13 protein-coding genes and 1 riboswitch are annotated in these 15,453 nt (G+C 71.2%); of the genes, 7 read left to right on the top strand and 6 right to left on the bottom strand.

Features of this window, described 5'->3' with window-relative positions:
- Positions 1-27: 27 nt before the first annotated feature.
- The 3 genes from WME95_RS32400 to WME95_RS32390 all read right to left on the bottom strand — a co-directional run bounded on the left by WME95_RS32400 (position 28) and on the right by WME95_RS32390 (position 4,025).
- Positions 28-1,113 carry a hypothetical protein gene (locus tag WME95_RS32400; RefSeq protein ID WP_437903221.1) on the bottom strand — a complete coding sequence of 362 codons (1,086 nt, stop codon included), beginning with the start codon at positions 1,111-1,113 and terminating at the stop codon, positions 28-30.
- 89 nt (positions 1,114-1,202) lie between these two features.
- Positions 1,203-1,739 (bottom strand): hypothetical protein, encoded by a 537-nt coding sequence (locus tag WME95_RS32395; protein WP_437903220.1) that lies wholly within the window; start codon positions 1,737-1,739, stop codon positions 1,203-1,205.
- A gap of 345 nt (positions 1,740-2,084) precedes the next feature.
- Positions 2,085-4,025, bottom strand: a complete 1,941-nt coding sequence (locus WME95_RS32390) for a protein kinase domain-containing protein (protein ID WP_437903219.1) — start codon at positions 4,023-4,025, stop codon at positions 2,085-2,087.
- Positions 4,026-4,222: 197 nt separating this feature from the next.
- Between WME95_RS32390 and WME95_RS32385 the strand changes: the two genes are divergently transcribed.
- Positions 4,223-5,884 carry a sigma 54-interacting transcriptional regulator gene (locus WME95_RS32385; protein WP_437903218.1) on the top strand — a complete coding sequence of 554 codons (1,662 nt, stop codon included), beginning with the start codon at positions 4,223-4,225 and terminating at the stop codon, positions 5,882-5,884.
- A 418-nt stretch (positions 5,885-6,302) separates the two neighbouring features.
- On the opposite strand, the gene WME95_RS32380 is transcribed toward WME95_RS32385, so the two are convergent.
- A complete protein-coding gene (locus tag WME95_RS32380) occupies positions 6,303-6,482 on the bottom strand; it encodes a hypothetical protein (RefSeq protein ID WP_437903217.1) in 180 nt (59 codons plus the stop codon).
- A 99-nt stretch (positions 6,483-6,581) separates the two neighbouring features.
- Here WME95_RS32380 and WME95_RS32375 point away from each other — a divergent pair, with 99 nt between their 5' ends.
- The 6 genes from WME95_RS32375 (at position 6,582) to WME95_RS32350 (ending at position 13,662) form a co-directional block, all read left to right on the top strand.
- Positions 6,582-8,024, top strand: a complete 1,443-nt coding sequence (locus WME95_RS32375) for a pectate lyase family protein (RefSeq protein ID WP_437903216.1) — start codon at positions 6,582-6,584, stop codon at positions 8,022-8,024.
- A 193-nt stretch (positions 8,025-8,217) separates the two neighbouring features.
- A riboswitch (guanidine-III (ykkC-III) riboswitch) is annotated at positions 8,218-8,286 on the top strand.
- Positions 8,287-8,307: 21 nt separating this feature from the next.
- Positions 8,308-8,625: a quaternary ammonium compound efflux SMR transporter SugE gene (sugE, locus tag WME95_RS32370; RefSeq protein WP_012238459.1), complete on the top strand. Its 318-nt coding sequence runs from the start codon at positions 8,308-8,310 to the stop codon at positions 8,623-8,625.
- Between the two features lie 54 nt (positions 8,626-8,679).
- Complete coding sequence (locus WME95_RS32365; protein WP_437542784.1) at positions 8,680-9,705, top strand: dipeptidase; 1,026 nt, start codon at positions 8,680-8,682, stop codon at positions 9,703-9,705.
- Between the two features lie 80 nt (positions 9,706-9,785).
- A complete protein-coding gene (locus WME95_RS32360; protein ID WP_437903215.1) occupies positions 9,786-10,550 on the top strand; it encodes a class I SAM-dependent methyltransferase in 765 nt (254 codons plus the stop codon).
- 38 nt (positions 10,551-10,588) lie between these two features.
- Positions 10,589-11,839, top strand: a complete 1,251-nt coding sequence (locus tag WME95_RS32355) for an NAD(P)/FAD-dependent oxidoreductase (RefSeq protein ID WP_437903214.1) — start codon at positions 10,589-10,591, stop codon at positions 11,837-11,839.
- 80 nt (positions 11,840-11,919) lie between these two features.
- Complete coding sequence (locus WME95_RS32350) at positions 11,920-13,662, top strand: serine/threonine-protein kinase (RefSeq protein WP_437903213.1); 1,743 nt, start codon at positions 11,920-11,922, stop codon at positions 13,660-13,662.
- 30 nt (positions 13,663-13,692) lie between these two features.
- Here the strand turns inward: WME95_RS32350 and WME95_RS32345 are convergent, their stop codons facing one another.
- Together WME95_RS32345 and WME95_RS32340 are read right to left on the bottom strand one after the other, a co-directional pair.
- A complete protein-coding gene (locus tag WME95_RS32345) occupies positions 13,693-14,562 on the bottom strand; it encodes a hypothetical protein (RefSeq protein WP_437903212.1) in 870 nt (289 codons plus the stop codon).
- Positions 14,563-14,564: 2 nt separating this feature from the next.
- On the bottom strand, positions 14,565-15,449 hold the full coding sequence (locus tag WME95_RS32340) for a hypothetical protein (protein WP_437903211.1): 885 nt from the start codon (positions 15,447-15,449) through the stop codon (positions 14,565-14,567).
- Positions 15,450-15,453 lie beyond the last annotated feature (4 nt).

Raw genomic sequence — 15,453 nt, 5'->3', positions numbered from 1 at the left:
TCCAGAATACAGCGTGTATGTCGGTTCTCAGGCGAGGGAGAAGCAACGTAAGACACCAAGGTAGGCTTTGGCCGACAGAGCTCGATCCGGGCCGAGGACGATCTTCAGGTCGATCCAGCGGCGCACGCGGGACGGCCATTCGCCCTCCTGGCAGCGCTCGCGCGAGGAGCCGGGCCACGCGGCGAGCGCGTCGCGCTGCGAGGGCGTGCAGATGCCGAGCGACGAGAGCCGCTCGAGCGTCGCGCTCCGGCCCGGGTCCAGCTTCCGGGTCGCGAGATCGAAGAGCTCGATCCCGAGCCGAGGAGCGACGCTGTCTCCGAGGGTGACGTCGATCGTGACGCGCTCGTCCTCGACGCGCAGCGTTTCCAGCAGCTCCTCCACCTCACCGGGGTTGCCCGGCCAGCCCACCCCGAGCAGGTAACCGGTGAGCCGGTCGCGCGGCAGCGAGACGTTGAGCTTGAGCGTCGCAGGCTGCCTGGCGCTCATGACGGACAGATGAACGACGTGGCCGCCTTCCGGCAACAGGGAGAATCCGCGGAGCAGCGCGGCCTGGGTCGCCGCCGGGACGGGCCCATCGAGGAGCACGGAGAGGGCCGCCTCGACGAGCCGGAGCCGGCCGCTCGGGCTGAAGTCGCGCTCTGCCTCCGGGGCCTCCAGGTTCGTGAGGGGCCTCGGATCCAGGCAGAGGAGCACGGACGGCTCGACCGGACCACGACGCGCGGCCGGCTGATCGAACTCGAACCAGAGCAGGGGAACCTGCTCGAACAGGAGGGTGCCGGGCGTGGTCCACGCGGCGAAGAGACGCCCTGGAGGGCCCCGGAGCAGATCGGCGCCTTCCGCCGGCGGAAGGCCGCCGGGGGCGACCGGATCTTCGCGGCGCGAGCGCGGGAGCCGAGACGCGAGGATCTCTCTCCCTTCCGCCAGGATACAGGCAAGAAAGTCGATCCGCGAAGCGGTCGCCCCCAGATGACATTCGAGGGTCAGGACCGAGGCGGCGTCCAGCAGGGCCGGGGCGCAGCGGCCGAAGGCGCGCCAGTCTCGCGGTGACACGAGCGTCGGCGGGACATGAGGCTCGACGAGCTCCAGCGTCTTCTCCATCGACCGAACGATCATGCAGCGACCTCTCGTCCTGCCGGGCCGTGCCCGCGTGATGACCACCGACTGCCGCGGTCGGCCTTCGAGCAGCGCTCGAGGCTACCCGCTCACCAGGCCTTGTACCAGGCGTCGCCGTTGAGCTCGGGAACGGCGAGATCCAGCAGGGCCTCGAGCGAACCGTCGTCGGTCGGGCCCCTTGCGATGTGGTTGTCGAGCTTCTTCTTCTGCCGCTCGCTCAGCTCGAACTCGCTCATCAGCGAGCTCCTGGATTCGTTCTTGTGCGCTTCATCGTCGGGGTGGAAGCGATTGTAGACCTCCGCGGTGTGCACAAGATGATAAAGAAAGGACAGGAGACCCGGCTTGCGTACCACGCCGCCCGCCGACGGGGCGGGCGCCTCGTCGCTCGTGATCTTGAAGAGTCTCCCGTTGACCTCATCCTTCGTGAGGTAGAGGACGTTCGCGATGCAGCCGTCGTCGGGGTGCCCCATGTCGCCGCACTTGCTGAACACCTTCTTCTCGGTCGCGCTCAGGCCAAAGTCTTTCAGCACCTTGTTCTTGTCCTGGTTCACGCTGAGGCCCGTGTACCTCAGGTGATAGAGCAAGGACAGGACGCCGGGCGGAGTTGTCGTTGTCTCTATGGTCATCGTCATGATTCCCTCGCGTGCTGGTCTTGAAGGGCACTCGATCCGGTCAAGAGAGATTCGGGATGGAACCGAACCGTCTGCGAACAGGAAGTGCACGGCGTGTACCAGCCATGCGTGCATGTCGGCCGCCCGGCCGATATGCGGGGATGCGAGCGTTTCCAGGCCGGGATGGGACGGCTGCCGCGGGTGTTCCGTCGAGCGCGCGCGGCAAACTGTCGGCCGACGTGTCGGCCGACGTGTCGGCGGGCGTGCCGGCCGAGGTCTCGGCGCCGTGCCGGTGCCGCGCCGGCGGACATGCCGGCGCCGTGCGGCGCCCTGCCGGCCGACATGATGTCGGCGCGGCGCCTACGCCGGCCCGGGCTCCAGGGAGATCTGGATCGTCTGCTCCCCCTCGAGCAGCGGCCGCGCCACGTCGCGCCCCGCCACCCTGTAGACGGTCGTCGATTCGCCCCTGGGCCAGATGCTCCGCGCGCCGGCGCTCTCGAACTTGAACTCCTGCCGGGCGGCCCGGCAGACCGCCTCGTCGACGAGGATCTCCCCGGACAGCGCTGCGCGCGCGAGGTGGGAGGCGGCGTTCACGGCCTCCCCGAGCACCGTGTAGCCGAGCCGCGCGCAGGCGTGCGAGCCGACCTCCGCCGCCAGGACGCTGCCGGTCGAGACGCCCGCGCATACCCCGTGAGCGTAAGGCGAGTCGTTCCCCGTACGCCGGGCGACCGTCTCGAGCTGCTCGCGCACGGCGACGCATGCCGAGAGCGCCCGGTCGAGGTGCTCCGGCCCGTGGAACACCGCCATGACGGCGTCGCCCACGAATTTGTCGACGATGCCTCCCTGCGCCAGGAGCTCCGGGACGATCACCTCGAAGTTGGCGTTGAGCAGCCGCGTGGCCTCGGCGGGCGGCCGCTCCTGCGCCACGCGGGTGAACCGGAAGACATCGACGAACGCGACGGTCGCCTCCAGCGCCTCGCTCGCGGCTGCGCCCGCGGGCCCGAGCGCCCGGAGCCGCTCCACCAGGGCAGAGTTCGTGAACTTCCGCAGGATGTCGTTCTCCTCGTTCGCCTGGGCTTTCTGTCGCTGCTGCTCCGCGGCGCGGAGGGACTTCTCCAGCGTGGTCTCGAGGTCGACGAAATCGAGCGGCTTGAAGAGGAAGTCGAACGCCCCCCGGTTCATGGCGCGACGGATGTTGGTCATGTCGCCGTACGCGGACACGATCACCGTCCTCGCGAGCGGGTTCACCTCAGGGATGTGCTCGAGCAGGGTGAGCCCGTCCATGACGGGCATGTTGATGTCGGTGACGACGACATCGATGTCCGGGTGTCGCCGGAGCTCCTCGAGGGCGTGCTGGCCGTTGTCGGCGAAGATGAGCTCGTAGGCGGAGCCCTTCTTGTTCTGCCGAAAATGCATCTTCAGCAGGAGCTGCATGTCGGGCTCGTCATCGACGATGAGGACCTTGGCGGGCTTGCTCCCCGCGTCGCACACCGCGGCGAACGCCGTGATGAGCTCGCGGGACGACTGGAATCTCCGGGTCCGGTCCTTTGCCAGGGCGCGCTCGAAGAATCGATCGAACCCGGGGAGCAAGGCGGCGTCGAGCGACGAGGGCGGCGGGAACGGATCGGTGCAGATGCTGACGATGAGCCCTGGCAGGTTGTCTGTTGAGAACGGAAAGTGGCCAGTGAGCGCGCGGTACGCGATGACGCCGAGCGACCAGAGGTCGGCCAGGGGGTGGGGAACGGCGCCGCGGACCTGCTCCGGGCTCATGTACGCGGGGGTTCCGATGCGCGTACCGCTCCAGTCACGCGCATCGAACAGCCGCCAGCCCACCCCGAAATCGAGGATCTTCACGGACTCGCCGGACGCACCCCGGGCGAGGAAGACGTTCGCGGGCTTGAGATCACAGTGGACAATGCCTGCCGCGCTCGCTGCCTCGAGGCCCGAGCTGAGCTGCCGGAGCAATGACAGCACGGCCGCCGCCGGGAGCTGGCGCGTGCGGCGGAGCCGGCTCTCGAGGTCTTCGCCCTCGAGCAGCTCCATGACGATATAGGGAGAACCCTCATCGATTCCGTAGTCGTGGACTTGGACGATGTGCTCGTTGCGGAGACGAGCGACGGTCGTCGCCTCCTGCTCGAAGCTGCGCCTTGCGTCGAAGGAGACGACGTTCTCGGGCATCATCCGCTTCAGCGCCACCGGCCGGCGGAGCATCTGATCGAAGGCCTCCCAGACGATGCCCATGCCGCCGCGGCCGATCTCACGCCGGAGCGCGTATCTCCCGCCGACCGTTTGGCCCTTCACAAAGGAAAACTACTACGCGTGAGCGCACATCGTGTCAACTGGCGTTACGGTGTCCGCGCCCAGGCGACGACGGCGCCAAAGCGGCTCGGTGTGCTCGAATGTGCGCGTCGCGCGTGGCGTGAGGAGCGTGGAGGGACCGAACGCCGGCTCCGCTGAGCTTGCAAGTCTTTTCGGTGGGCGCGTATCCTCCCCACCCCATGGTGACCGAGCGAACAGGGCTCACCACGATCGCGAACGCGACGACGCTGCACCCCGACACGAGCCCCTCACGGCGGGCATGCCCGCGCCTCGCTCCGTCCCTGTCCGTCCTCTACCATCCTCGTCTCGAGCGCATCGGTGAGCGCGCCGTCCTCGCAGACCTCGCGCTTCGCGATGCGGTCGCGCTGTCGCGCATGGAGCCGTACTTCGGTCCACCGGGTGCGATCGCCGATGCGCCGCTCGGGGATACCCACCTGAGCCGCAAACCCCTGCGCATCATCGCGCTGCCCGACGACCGGATCCGGCTGGACGCGGCGGAGCGCGGCTCCCACGTCGCGGTCGACGGCGCCCCGCTGGAGGGGAGCCGCGATTTCTCGCTCGGCGAGGTGACGCGGGGGATCGTTATCGAGCTCGCCAGTCGCGTCGTCCTGCTGCTCCACATGGTCGATCCGTCCCCGCGCGAGCCGGGGGAGCGCCTCGGCCTGGTTGGCGATAGCGACCTTCTGGAGCGGACGCGGTGGCATATCCGCCGCGTCGCCGACCTCGGGGCTGCGGTGCTCCTCCGCGGCGAGACGGGCACGGGAAAGGAGCTCGCCGCGAGGGCGATCCACCAGGCCGGCAGCCGGCGCAATCAGCCCTTCGTGGCCGTCAACATGGCGGCGATCCCTCCGTTGCTGGCGGCCGCGGAGCTCTTCGGCGCCGAGCGCGGATCGTATACCGGCGCCCTGCGCGACCGCCCCGGTTACTTCGGCTCGGCCGAGGGAGGGACGCTGTTCCTCGACGAGATCGGCGAAGCGCCGCCCGACGTGCAGGCGATGCTCCTCAGGGCCCTCGAGACGGGCGAGATCCAGGCGGTGGGCGCCCAGCAGCCGAAGAAGACGCGCATTCGGCTGATCACCGCCACGGACGCCGATCTGGAGGCCAAGGTGGCGGAGGGGGCTTTTCGCGCTCCGCTGCTCCACCGCCTGGCCGGTTACGAGATCTCGCTCCCTCCGCTCCGCGATCGCCGAGACGATCTCGGGCGCCTGCTCCTCCACTTCCTGCGCGAGGAGCTGGCGGCCTCGGGTGATGCGCATCGGCTCGACGCGCCGCGGCCCGACGGCGCCCCGTGGTTGCCGGCGTCCGTGGTGGCCCGGCTCGCGCGGTACGACTGGCCGGGGAACATCCGTCAGCTCCGGAACGTGGCGCGGCAGCTGGTCGTGGGGAGCCAGGGCGCGGCGCATCTGGAGGGGGCGCCGGCGCTCGAGCACCTGCTCCAGCGGGCAGCCCCGGAGCAGCGGAGCCACGCCGACGGCGATCGCGCGGCTGCGGCGAGATCGGCGCGGCCGGAGACCGCCACGGCGGCGCGGGCGAGCTCGGGCTCGGGGAAGGGCGCGGGCTGGCGCAAGCCCTCCGACGTGCGGGAAGAGGAGCTGATCGACGCGCTCCGCCGGAGCCGGTGGGATTTCAAGGCCGCCGCCGAGCAGCTCGGGGTCTCGCGGACGTCGCTCTATGCGCTCGTGGAGAGCTGCCCGCAGGTCCGCCAGGCGAGCCATCTTGCGCCGGACGAGGTCGCCCGCTGCTACGCGGAGTGCGGTGGACACATCGACGCGATGGTGGAGCGCCTCATGGTCTCCAAGCGGGCCCTTCAGCGCAGGATCCGTGAGTTGCGTCTGGCATAGAGACGTGATGCCGGGGTTCGAGCCGGTCAATCGCCGGCGCCTCGGCGTCTCGTTCGTTCGGCTCTTCACGTGGGATCTCTGCCTCGGATTCGTGGGCGTCCGCCTGCCCGTCGAGCTCTGATCGTCGCCGGCGCCTCATGCCGAGAAGGTCCGAACGACCGGTCAGAATCGGCCTTTATGAGCGATTGCCCGGAGCCAGACCAGAAAGACCAGCAATCGCCTGCGGACGTCGCCCCGCGTGACCTGAACGCACCTCGGGGAGCGCATCGCGCTCGACCGCGACGGCGATGGGCGAGCGTCGAACGATTCCCCTTCTCGGCGCGCCCGGCGGGCGGGCGCGCCTCGCGATGACATGAGCCCGCTCGTGCGCTGCTCGTGCAGGATAACCAGCATCGCTTCATCTGGCGATATGGAATTTTCAGATCGATTTTGATGTGCCCTGTCGCACAGATTGGCAATTGATGATTGCCATCGGTGAATCGAGTCCTGTAGGGTCATCACAGTACGGCTTGCGGTGAAGAGCGCCGTTCAAGACCTCCTGCGCCAGGCAGCCGAGGGCGGGCCCATCGCGCCGCTGCGCCGCGTCGCCCTGCTTCATCAGGGCACATCGTCGCGCCCAGCGCCGCGCCCACCCTGGGCTTCCTTGTTCGATCCGGTCTTGTTCGGCGCCGATACGTACGAAAGGGGAACGAGACACATGGCATTCCTTCCTACTTGCTCTTCCATCGGCGCACAGGGGCTCCGCCGCTTCGGGGGCGCGATCGCCGCGGTCTCTGCGCTCACGGCGATATCGGCTCCAGCCAGCGCGCTCCCGTCGTTTCCGGGGGCAGAGGGCTTTGGCGCCGTCGCGACCGGCGGGCGCGGCGGGCGCGTCATCAAGGTCACCAACCTGCGCACGAGCGGGTCGGGGAGCCTCCAGGCGGCCCTCGACGCGAGCGGGCCTCGTATCATCGTCTTCGACGTGAGCGGCGTGATCGAAGGGGATGTCGTCATCCGGAACGGCGACGTGACGATCGCGGGCCAGACGGCGCCCGGCGCGGGCATCACCATCCGCGGTCGCTTGACCGCCAGGTACTCCACCGCGGTCAACAACATCATTGCACGGTTCTTGCGAGTCCGGCCCGTGCACGACGGCTCGGCCGGAGAGCAGTTCGACGCGACGCAGATCTCGCGGAACTCGAAGGTGATGCTGGATCACATGTCGATCGCCTGGGGCGTCGACGAGACCGTGGACCTCTATGAGGCAGATGACGTCACGGTCCAGTGGTCCACCATCGAATCGTCGGCGACCAAGGGGCATCCAGAGGGGATGCATAATTACGGTCTCATCAACGGCCCTGATGGCCACCGGATCACGCTCCACCACAACCTGTTCGCCCATCACAAGGCGCGTTGTCCCGCGGTCGCGAACGGCCCGGCCGACATCCGCAACAACGTGGCCTACAACGTGAGGCACGGCTTCGTGCACCACAACCGGGCGAGCGGCCAGTTCAACATCGTGGGCAACACCTACATCAAGGGGCCCAGCGATCAGCTGATCCCGTTCTACTTCGACGGCAGCGCCGGCGCGGGGCTCAAGTACTTCCTCGGCGACAACTACATCGACGATCCCGGGAAGTTCACGGGCACCGTCGAGAACCCCTGGAAGCAGCCGTACCTCCACCCGAGCTTCAGCAGGCTCAACAAACCCGAGTCGTACCGCTCGGCGACGCAGTTCAATTTCACGCGGGATGTCCCGGGGTACATCCCGGTGACGACGCAACGCGCGCAGGACGCGGCTCGGCTCGTCGCCGCGCAGGCGGGCTCGCTGCCGCGCGACGTGGTGACGAAGGGCGTCTTCAAGAACATGGAGCGCCGCGACGGCTCGTGGGGCGCCCGCTACGTGAGCAACCTGATGGAGGGTCTCAGCCCGGGGTCGGCCCCCGCAGACGCCGACCGCGACGGCATGGCGGACGCGTGGGAGCGGGCGCACGGCCTCAGCTCATCGAACGCGAGCGACCACACCAAGGTGATGCCGTCCGGATACACCGCGATAGAGGAGTACATCAACGAGCTCGCCGCCGCGCTGATCAGCCAGGCGGGGGGCAGCTTCTCGATGCTCCCGGACGAGGGGGGAATCGAGGAGCAAATCGAGGAGTAATCGAGGAGTAATCGAGAAGTAGATCGAGCAGCGAGCTCCAGGAGAGCGCGATCGAGGCGCCGCGGCGTGGTCCACCCCTACCGCGCCGCCCCGCGCAGCGGAGCGGGAGCGGCGGCGACGGCGCGGCCTCGCGACGCGGCGCGGCGCCGGCTGGCTGCCTGTTGCGCAGGCCGTCGCCGCTGCTAGGTTCCCCGCGGCGCTCCTTCAGACAGAGCGTCCCGGACGAGACGCGCCGTACCCGGTCAGGATAAGACGACGCAGCCGCATCACGAGGAGAGTCGTCATGTCCTGGCTGGCGTTGCTCCTGGCAGGCCTGCTCGAGGTCTGCTGGGCTATCGGTCTCAAATACACACACGGCTTCACGCGCCCGTTGCCAACGGCGCTCACGGTCGGCGCGATCATCACGAGCATCGCGCTCCTCGAGATCGCCTCGCGGACCTTGCCCATCGGCACGGCGTACGCCGTCTGGGTCGGCATCGGCGCGTTCGGGGCGGCGATCGCGGGCATCCTCCTGTTCGGCGAGCCCGCCACGGCCGCGAGGCTCGGCTTCCTCGCGCTGCTCGTTGTGTCCATCCTCGGCCTCAAGCTGGCGAGCCCCTGAGCCCTCGTCGCCCGGCGCGCGACCGGCCGCCTCGGGTCGACTAGCCTTCCCTCCATGCACGGAACACCCGAAGCCCGCGCCCTGCACGCGCAGTACCCCGCCATCGATCTCCACGCCGACAGCCTCATGTGGGCGCGCTGGGTCGGTTACGATCTGCAGGAGCGGCACGAGCCGCCGCTGCCGCTCGCGGCCCTCGGCGGGCACGTCGACGTCCCGCGGCTCCGCGAGGGCGGCGTCGGCGCGCAGTTCTTCGGGCTGGTCTCGCTGCCCATCGGGCAGCGGCGCGGGCTCGCCGCCGTCGTCGAGGAGCAGATCGATCTGCTGGAGCAGGCCGTCCGCGCGCGGCCCGGCCGCCTCGTGAAGGCGCTCACGGCCGAGGACATCGAGGCGGCGAGGGCCCGCGGCGCCGTCGCGGCGCTGCTCGGCGTCGAGGGGGCGCACGCGCTCGAAGGCGACCTCGACACCCTCGCTCGCTTCGCGCGGCGCGGCGTGCGCTACCTCGGGCTCTGCCACTTCAGCGCCAACGAGGCGTGTTATCCCGCCTACGGCAGCGGCCGCAGGGATGGTGAAGGCCTCACCGCCTTCGGCCGCGACGTCGTGCGCCTCGCCGAGGACCTCGGCGTCATCGTCGATCTCGCGCACATCAACCGGGCAGGCTTCCTCGACGCATGCGCGCTCGCCCGCCGCCCACCCATGGTCAGCCACACGGGTATCGCCGGCGCGTTCGATCACTGGCGCAACATCGATGACGAACAGCTCCGCGCGCTCGCCGATCGCGGCGGGTGCGCGGGGATCATCTTTTGTCCGCTTTATCTAGGCGGAAACGGGCTCGCGCCCGTCGTCAAGCACCTCGTGCACATCATCAACGTTGCCGGCGAGGACACGCCAGCGCTCGGATCCGATTGGGACGGTTTCATCATTCCCACTCGTGAGCTGCGTGATGCGGCCCATCTTCCGCTCTTGACGGATGCGCTGCTGCGAGCTGGCTTGAGCGAGCGTGTGATCGCCAAGGTGCTTCGAGAGAACGTGATGCGCATTTTGAGCGACAACCCGCTTCCAACGCGGCTCCCGGTTGCGTAGCCTCTCTCGACGGGCCGTCGGGGTGGGTGGTCCCTCCGGCGCTGCGCGAGATCCTCCTTAACTCGGAGCGGATGCAGCCCATGACTCTCCATCGCCTCGCTGCACAGGGCTACGCGACTGCAGCGGATGCTTACGAGAAGGGGCGCCCGGACTACCCGCGCGGCGCGATCGAGCTCCTGCGCGACACGCTCCGCATCGACGCGACGAGCACGGTGCTCGATCTCGGCGCCGGCACCGGCAAGCTCACGCGCCTCCTGGTGCCCACGGGCGCGCGGCTGCTCGCGCTCGAGCCGGTCGAGGGGATGCGCCGCAAGCTGGGCCAGATGGTCCCGTCCGCCATCCCGCTCGATGGGGTCGCCGAGGCCATCCCCTTGCCCGAGACATCGGTCGACGCCGCGGTCGCCGCGCAGTCGTTCCACTGGTTTCACGGTGATCTCGCGCTCGCCGAGATCCACCGCGTGCTCCGGCCGAGAGGGCGCCTCTCCCTGCTCTTCAACCTGCGCGATGAGCGCGTCGACTGGGTCGCCCGCATCTCCCACATCCTCGACCGCCACGGCCGGGATGCTCCGATACACAGGTTCGGCGCCTGGCGCCGGACGTTCTCCGACTCCCGCCTCTTCGCGCCGCTCGGAGAGCACGAGTTCACCCATACGCAGGAGCTCGACCTCGATGGGCTCCTCGAGCGCGTCGCGTCGATCAGCTACATCTCGGCGCTCCCCCTGCAGGAGCGTTATGCGGTCCTGAACGAGGTCCGCGAGCTGGCCGCGAGCCACCCGGACCTCGCGGGCAAGAGCGTGTACCTCTTCCCCTACCGGACGCAGGTGCCCCTGTACGAGCGGCGGTGAGCCCGCCGACGGGGGCGCCGTGCTAGAGCGGCCCCCGCATGGCGGCGCATGAAGTCGTGATCGTCGGAGGCGGGCCGGCGGGCGTGAGCACGGCGCTCTTCCTCGCCCACCATCGCCCGGCCCTCGCCGACAGGATCGTGGTGCTCGAAAAGGAGCGCTACCCGCGGGACAAGTCCTGCGCAGGCGGCCTCGGCGAGCGAGCGGACAGGGCGCTCTCGTCGATCGGGGTGACGATCGACGTGCCCTCGGTCGTGGTGCACGGCATCAGCGCGGCCTTCCAGGCCGGCGAGGTCGCGCTCCGCGAGGGCAACATCGGCCGCGTCGTCCGGCGCGCCGAGTTCGATCGCGCGCTCGCGCTCGCCGCGCGGGCGCGGGGCGTCCGGATCGTGGAGGGGGCGCGGGTGACCGGCGCCGCGCTGAGCGAGGACGGCGCCCGCGTCGAGAGCGCGGCCGGGGTGTTCGACGGCCGCGTCGTCGTCGGCGCGGACGGCGTCGGCAGCGTCGTCCGCCGCGCGATGGGGCTGCCGTTCGGCAGGCTGCGCGCGCAGGCCGTCGAGGTCGACACCGAGCCCGTCGCGGCGGACCGGGCGCGCGACCTCCTGCACTTCGAGATGCGGGATCGCTCGTTCGCCGGCTATCTGTGGGACTTCCCCACGATCGTCGACGGGCGCGAGCTCGTCTGCCGGGGGGCCTACGTGCTGCACGAGGGCGCGCTCGGCGTGGCGCGCCCCGCGCCCGACGCCGAGCGCGTGCTCCGGAGCAGGCTCGAGGCGCTCGGCCTCGACCCGGACCGCTACCGGCGAAAGCGCTTCGCCGAGCGAGGCCTCGACCGGCGGGCCGTGATCGCGCGGCCCGCCGCCCTGCTCGTCGGCGAGGCCGCGGGCATCGATCCGATGCTGGGAGAGGGGATCGCCCAGGCGATCGCGTACGGGGCCCTCGCGGGCGAGTACCTCGCCGAGAAGATCGACGCCCGCGATCTCGGGTTCCACGACTGGGGCCGGCGCGTCGAGCGATCGCTGCTGGGCCTCGACCTGCGCTTCCGGCGCCGGGTGATGCGCGCCTTCTACGGCGCGCCGCGGGAGCGCGTCGAGCGTTACCTCCTCGGCGAGCCGTCGTTCCTGCGCTTCGGCGTCCGGCACTTCGCCGGCAGAGCCCAGCCGGCGGGCGACGCGCTCCGCGCCGCGGCGACGGGCGCGCTCGTCGCGGGCCGGATCGGGATCGAGCGCCTCGTCGCGTCGCTCCCGCCGCGCGCGCGCAGCGCAGGCAGCGCCGACGGCGCACACGCATAACGAGGCAGCGAGACGCGCCGTGCGCCGCGCCCGTGAGCCCCGACACCCCCGCGACGGCCACCATGCTAGCATCGCCCGCCATGGTCGCGCCGTTCCAGCCGGCGGTCGGGATGCTCTTCGGCGAGTTCCGGATCGTTCGGCCCCTCAGCGCCGGGGGCATGGGCGCCGTGTACATCGCCGAGCAGGCGAGCACTGGCAAGCTGCGGGCGCTCAAGCTCATGCACCCGCAGCTCTGCGCGGACGCCCGGCTGCGCGAGCGCTTCGAGCAGGAGGCGCGCGTCGGCGCGCTGGTGGAGAGCGATCACGTCGTGCAGGTGATCGGCGCCGGCGTGGACACGGCCAGCGGCGTGCCCTGGCTCGCGATGGAGCTGCTCGAGGGGGAGGATCTCTCGCAGCGGATGAGGCGCAGCGGGCTGCTCTCGCCGCAGGACGTGCACGAGATCTTCCGGCAGGTCTGCCACGCGCTCGGCGCCGCCCACCGGGCGGGCGTGGTCCACCGGGACATGAAGCCGCAGAACGTGTTCCTCGCGAAGACGCAGAGCGCGACGGCGCGCTGGTCGGTCAAGGTCCTCGACTTCGGCATCGCGAAGATCGCCGCGGAGGCCAGCACGATGGCGACCGCGTCGCTCGGCACGCCCCTCTGGATGGCGCCCGAGCAGTCCGATCCGCGCGGGCAGATCTCGCCGGCGACCGACGTGTGGGCGCTCGGGCTGATCGCGTTCGCGCTGCTCACCGGGCGCATGTACTGGCGCGCCGCGAACGACCCGATGGGCACCGCGATGCCGGTGCTGCTCCGCGAGATCCTCTTCGAGGCGATCGACCCGGCGTCGGTGCGCGCGACCGCGCTCGGGCGCGCCGGCTGTATCGTGCACCCGTTCGACGCCTGGTTCGCGCGCTGCGTCGCGCGGGAGCCGTCGCAGCGCTTCCAGACGGCGCAGGAGGCCTTCGACGCGCTCGGCCCGGCGCTCTTCGTCAATCCGCTCGATCCGCGCAGCGTGCGCGCCGCCGGCGGCGCGATCTCGGTGGCGCCGTTCAGCGCCGCGGCGGCGCTCACCCCGGCGGGGCCTGCCTCGGGCCTGTCGATGACCGGACCGACCGAGATGGCCTCGGACGCGCGGCGCGCGCCGTCGTCGCCCGCCGGCGCGCGCGCGCCGTCCACCCCCGCGCCCGTCCTGGCGAGCAGCGCGCCGCCGGAGGCCCCTCCCAGGCCCGCGCGGCGGGGGCCGCTGCTCCTCGCGTGCGGCCTGGCCGGCGGCTTCGCGATGGCGGCGATCGCCTTTTACGCCGGCCGCGCGCAGAGCGACGTCCGCCAGGTGCAGCGCCTGCCGGTGCCGGCGCACCCGACGGTGGTCAGCCCGGGCCGCGGCGGTGACGCGCGCTCGCCGGCGCTGGCGGGCGACGCGAACGACACGAGCGGCGCGGGCGAGCGGCGGCCGTCGCCTGGCCCTCGCGACGCTCAGGCGCCGGCGCCCGCGCCGAGGTCCCCGCGCCCCACGCGCGAGGGCACCGCGCCGGCGGCGACGGCGGTCGCGGCGGCGCAGCCGAGCGCGGCGAGGCCGTTCGATCGCGGCGCGGCCCACGCGGCGCTGCAAGCGAAGGGCGCGACCGCGCGGATCCACTGCAAGGGCAAGGCGGGTCCGAAGGCGGTGACGGCGCGGGTGTTCTTCAACCCGGCGGGCGCCGTGCAGCGCGTCGCGATCGAGCCGCTGGTCGCGATGACCCCGGCCGGGAGCTGCGTGCAGATGCTGCTCGGCTCCGCGCGGGTCCCGGCGTTCGACGGGGGCGAGCTCCAGGACGTCACGACGGCGGTCGGGATCGAGTGATCGCCGCGGGCGAGCGCGCCGCCGGCCCCGTCACGGGTCGACAGAGACGCACTCGCCCTCGCCGCGGAAGTGCCCGATCGTGCGCGAGAGCGCCGCGACGAACGCCCCGAGATCATTGATGTCTCCGGCGCTGCCCGTCCCGTAGGTGCCCTCCTCGATCTCGACGAGGCGCACCGCGGCGAGCTCCTCCAGGGTGACGGCCCCGTCGTCGTCGGCGTCCGCGGCGGCGATGGGCGCGAACCGGCGCGCGGCGGTCGCGGCCTGGAGGTCGTCGTAGAAGAAGTGGTCGCCGTGGATGGTGAGCTCCACGTCGTCGGTGCCGCCGTTCGTGACGAGGACGCCCTCGGTCTCCTTGCCGGCCTTGTCGCCCTTGCAGTCGGCGTAGCGCGTCGCGAGCGAGAAGGTCCAGTCGAGGCGCTTCTCGACCTCGCCGCCGTCGCCGCCCTTCCGCGCGATCGCCTCGATGTGCACGGACGCTCCCGCCGCGAGCATGAGCGCCTTGTCCTCCTCCGTCGCGCCCTCGAGCGCGGTGTCCGCGTCCACCGGGCCGATCTCGTAGGAGACGGCCTCCCAGGGCTTCGCCTCGAGGTCGTCGAAGGCCACCACCGGCTTCGCGCCGGCCTTCGTGTGGTCGAACAGGATCGAGCCCTGCGTGCGCGCTCCGACGTTCCCCTCGCGATCGGCGATGGTGACGTTCCGGACGACGAACAGGAACTTCTCGTACTGGATGCTCCAGCCGTCCGCGAGATCGGCGGCCGGGATCTCCTGCTCGATGTAGTCCTCTCCCCACGTCGAGAACGCCACGTTCCCGGTCCCCGACGCGCCGTCGTCGCCGCAGCCGGCGAGCGCCGCCCCGGCGAGCATCGCCGCCGTGACCCACAGTCCTTTCGTGATCTTCATCGTCATTCCTTCTCCTCCGGGGAGCCGGGCGCGAACGAGAGCGCGTAGGCCGTCCCCTTCTTGAGGCCCCGCGTGAAGCCGCGCTGGGCCTGGCTCTCGGGCTCGAGGTCGACCGGCGCGCCGTCGTCGCTCGCGGCGACGGCCTCGAAGTCGACCTGATCGAGCCAGACCGCCGGCTTCACGACGAGCGTGACGACGCCGGGCCCGTCGAGGAAGACCTCCTCGAACACGCACCCCTCCACCGACGGCTCGCCGGTCGCGTCGTCGAGGACGTCGGCGACCAGCGCGCGCGCGCGGAACACCCGCGCGAGCTCCCCCTTCTCGGCGCGGCCCTCGACGGCGACGACGTGCCCGTCGAGCGCCGCGGCGAGCGGGCCCGAGGGCGGCGCGCCGAACGTGAAGCGCGCGGATCGCGCGACGCCGCTCACGGCGTCCGCGTCCGCGAGCGCCGTCGTCCCCAGCAGCAGGTCGACCGACGTCGGCTGCGTCATCTGGCCCCTCGCCTCGCCGGCCTGGTAGTGGCCCGGGTGCGCGTGCGCCTCGGGCACGGCCCACCGGGCGAGCCGCTCGAGCAGCGAGGGGGCGCCTCCCGGCGAGGGCCGCCGCGCCGTGAACGGGGCGCCTTCGAAGTAGTGGAGCGACCCGATCGACAGGTGCGCCTTCGACAGCGTGATGGTCCAGCCGAGCGCGTTCGTGAACGGCGCGACCGACGCCGCCTCGGGCGCGACCTGCGTCGCGAGCGTCAGGCGCTTGCCGGAGGTCGCGTCGTCGCCTGCGGCGCCGCACCCGGCGGCGAGCGCGCCCGCCGCGAGCGCCGCGGCGAGGCGCCCCGCCGCGGCGAGGGCGGCGCGCCGGCGGGACAGGGGCTGTGCGGTGGTGGATGTCATCGAG

This window comes from Sorangium sp. So ce327 (assembly GCF_051530205.1).
Lineage (GTDB): Bacteria > Myxococcota_A > Polyangia > Polyangiales > Polyangiaceae > Sorangium > Sorangium cellulosum_B.
This window is presented reverse-complemented; position numbering and strand designations above follow the sequence as displayed.

Coding starts and splice junctions, on each gene's coding strand:
- WME95_RS32395 (WP_437903220.1), bottom strand. CDS start 1,739: ATGACCATAGAGACAACGACAACTCCGCCCGGCGTCCTGTCCTTGCTC.
- WME95_RS32365 (WP_437542784.1), top strand. CDS start 8,680: ATGCACGGAACACCCGAAGCCCGCGCCCTGCACGCGCAGTACCCCGCC.
- WME95_RS32380 (WP_437903217.1), bottom strand. CDS start 6,482: ATGAAGCAGGGCGACGCGGCGCAGCGGCGCGATGGGCCCGCCCTCGGC.
- WME95_RS32345 (WP_437903212.1), bottom strand. CDS start 14,562: ATGAAGATCACGAAAGGACTGTGGGTCACGGCGGCGATGCTCGCCGGG.
- WME95_RS32360 (WP_437903215.1), top strand. CDS start 9,786: ATGACTCTCCATCGCCTCGCTGCACAGGGCTACGCGACTGCAGCGGAT.
- WME95_RS32355 (WP_437903214.1), top strand. CDS start 10,589: ATGGCGGCGCATGAAGTCGTGATCGTCGGAGGCGGGCCGGCGGGCGTG.
- WME95_RS32385 (WP_437903218.1), top strand. CDS start 4,223: ATGGTGACCGAGCGAACAGGGCTCACCACGATCGCGAACGCGACGACG.
- WME95_RS32375 (WP_437903216.1), top strand. CDS start 6,582: ATGGCATTCCTTCCTACTTGCTCTTCCATCGGCGCACAGGGGCTCCGC.
- sugE (WP_012238459.1), top strand. CDS start 8,308: ATGTCCTGGCTGGCGTTGCTCCTGGCAGGCCTGCTCGAGGTCTGCTGG.
- WME95_RS32340 (WP_437903211.1), bottom strand. CDS start 15,449: ATGACATCCACCACCGCACAGCCCCTGTCCCGCCGGCGCGCCGCCCTC.
- WME95_RS32400 (WP_437903221.1), bottom strand. CDS start 1,113: ATGATCGTTCGGTCGATGGAGAAGACGCTGGAGCTCGTCGAGCCTCAT.
- WME95_RS32350 (WP_437903213.1), top strand. CDS start 11,920: ATGGTCGCGCCGTTCCAGCCGGCGGTCGGGATGCTCTTCGGCGAGTTC.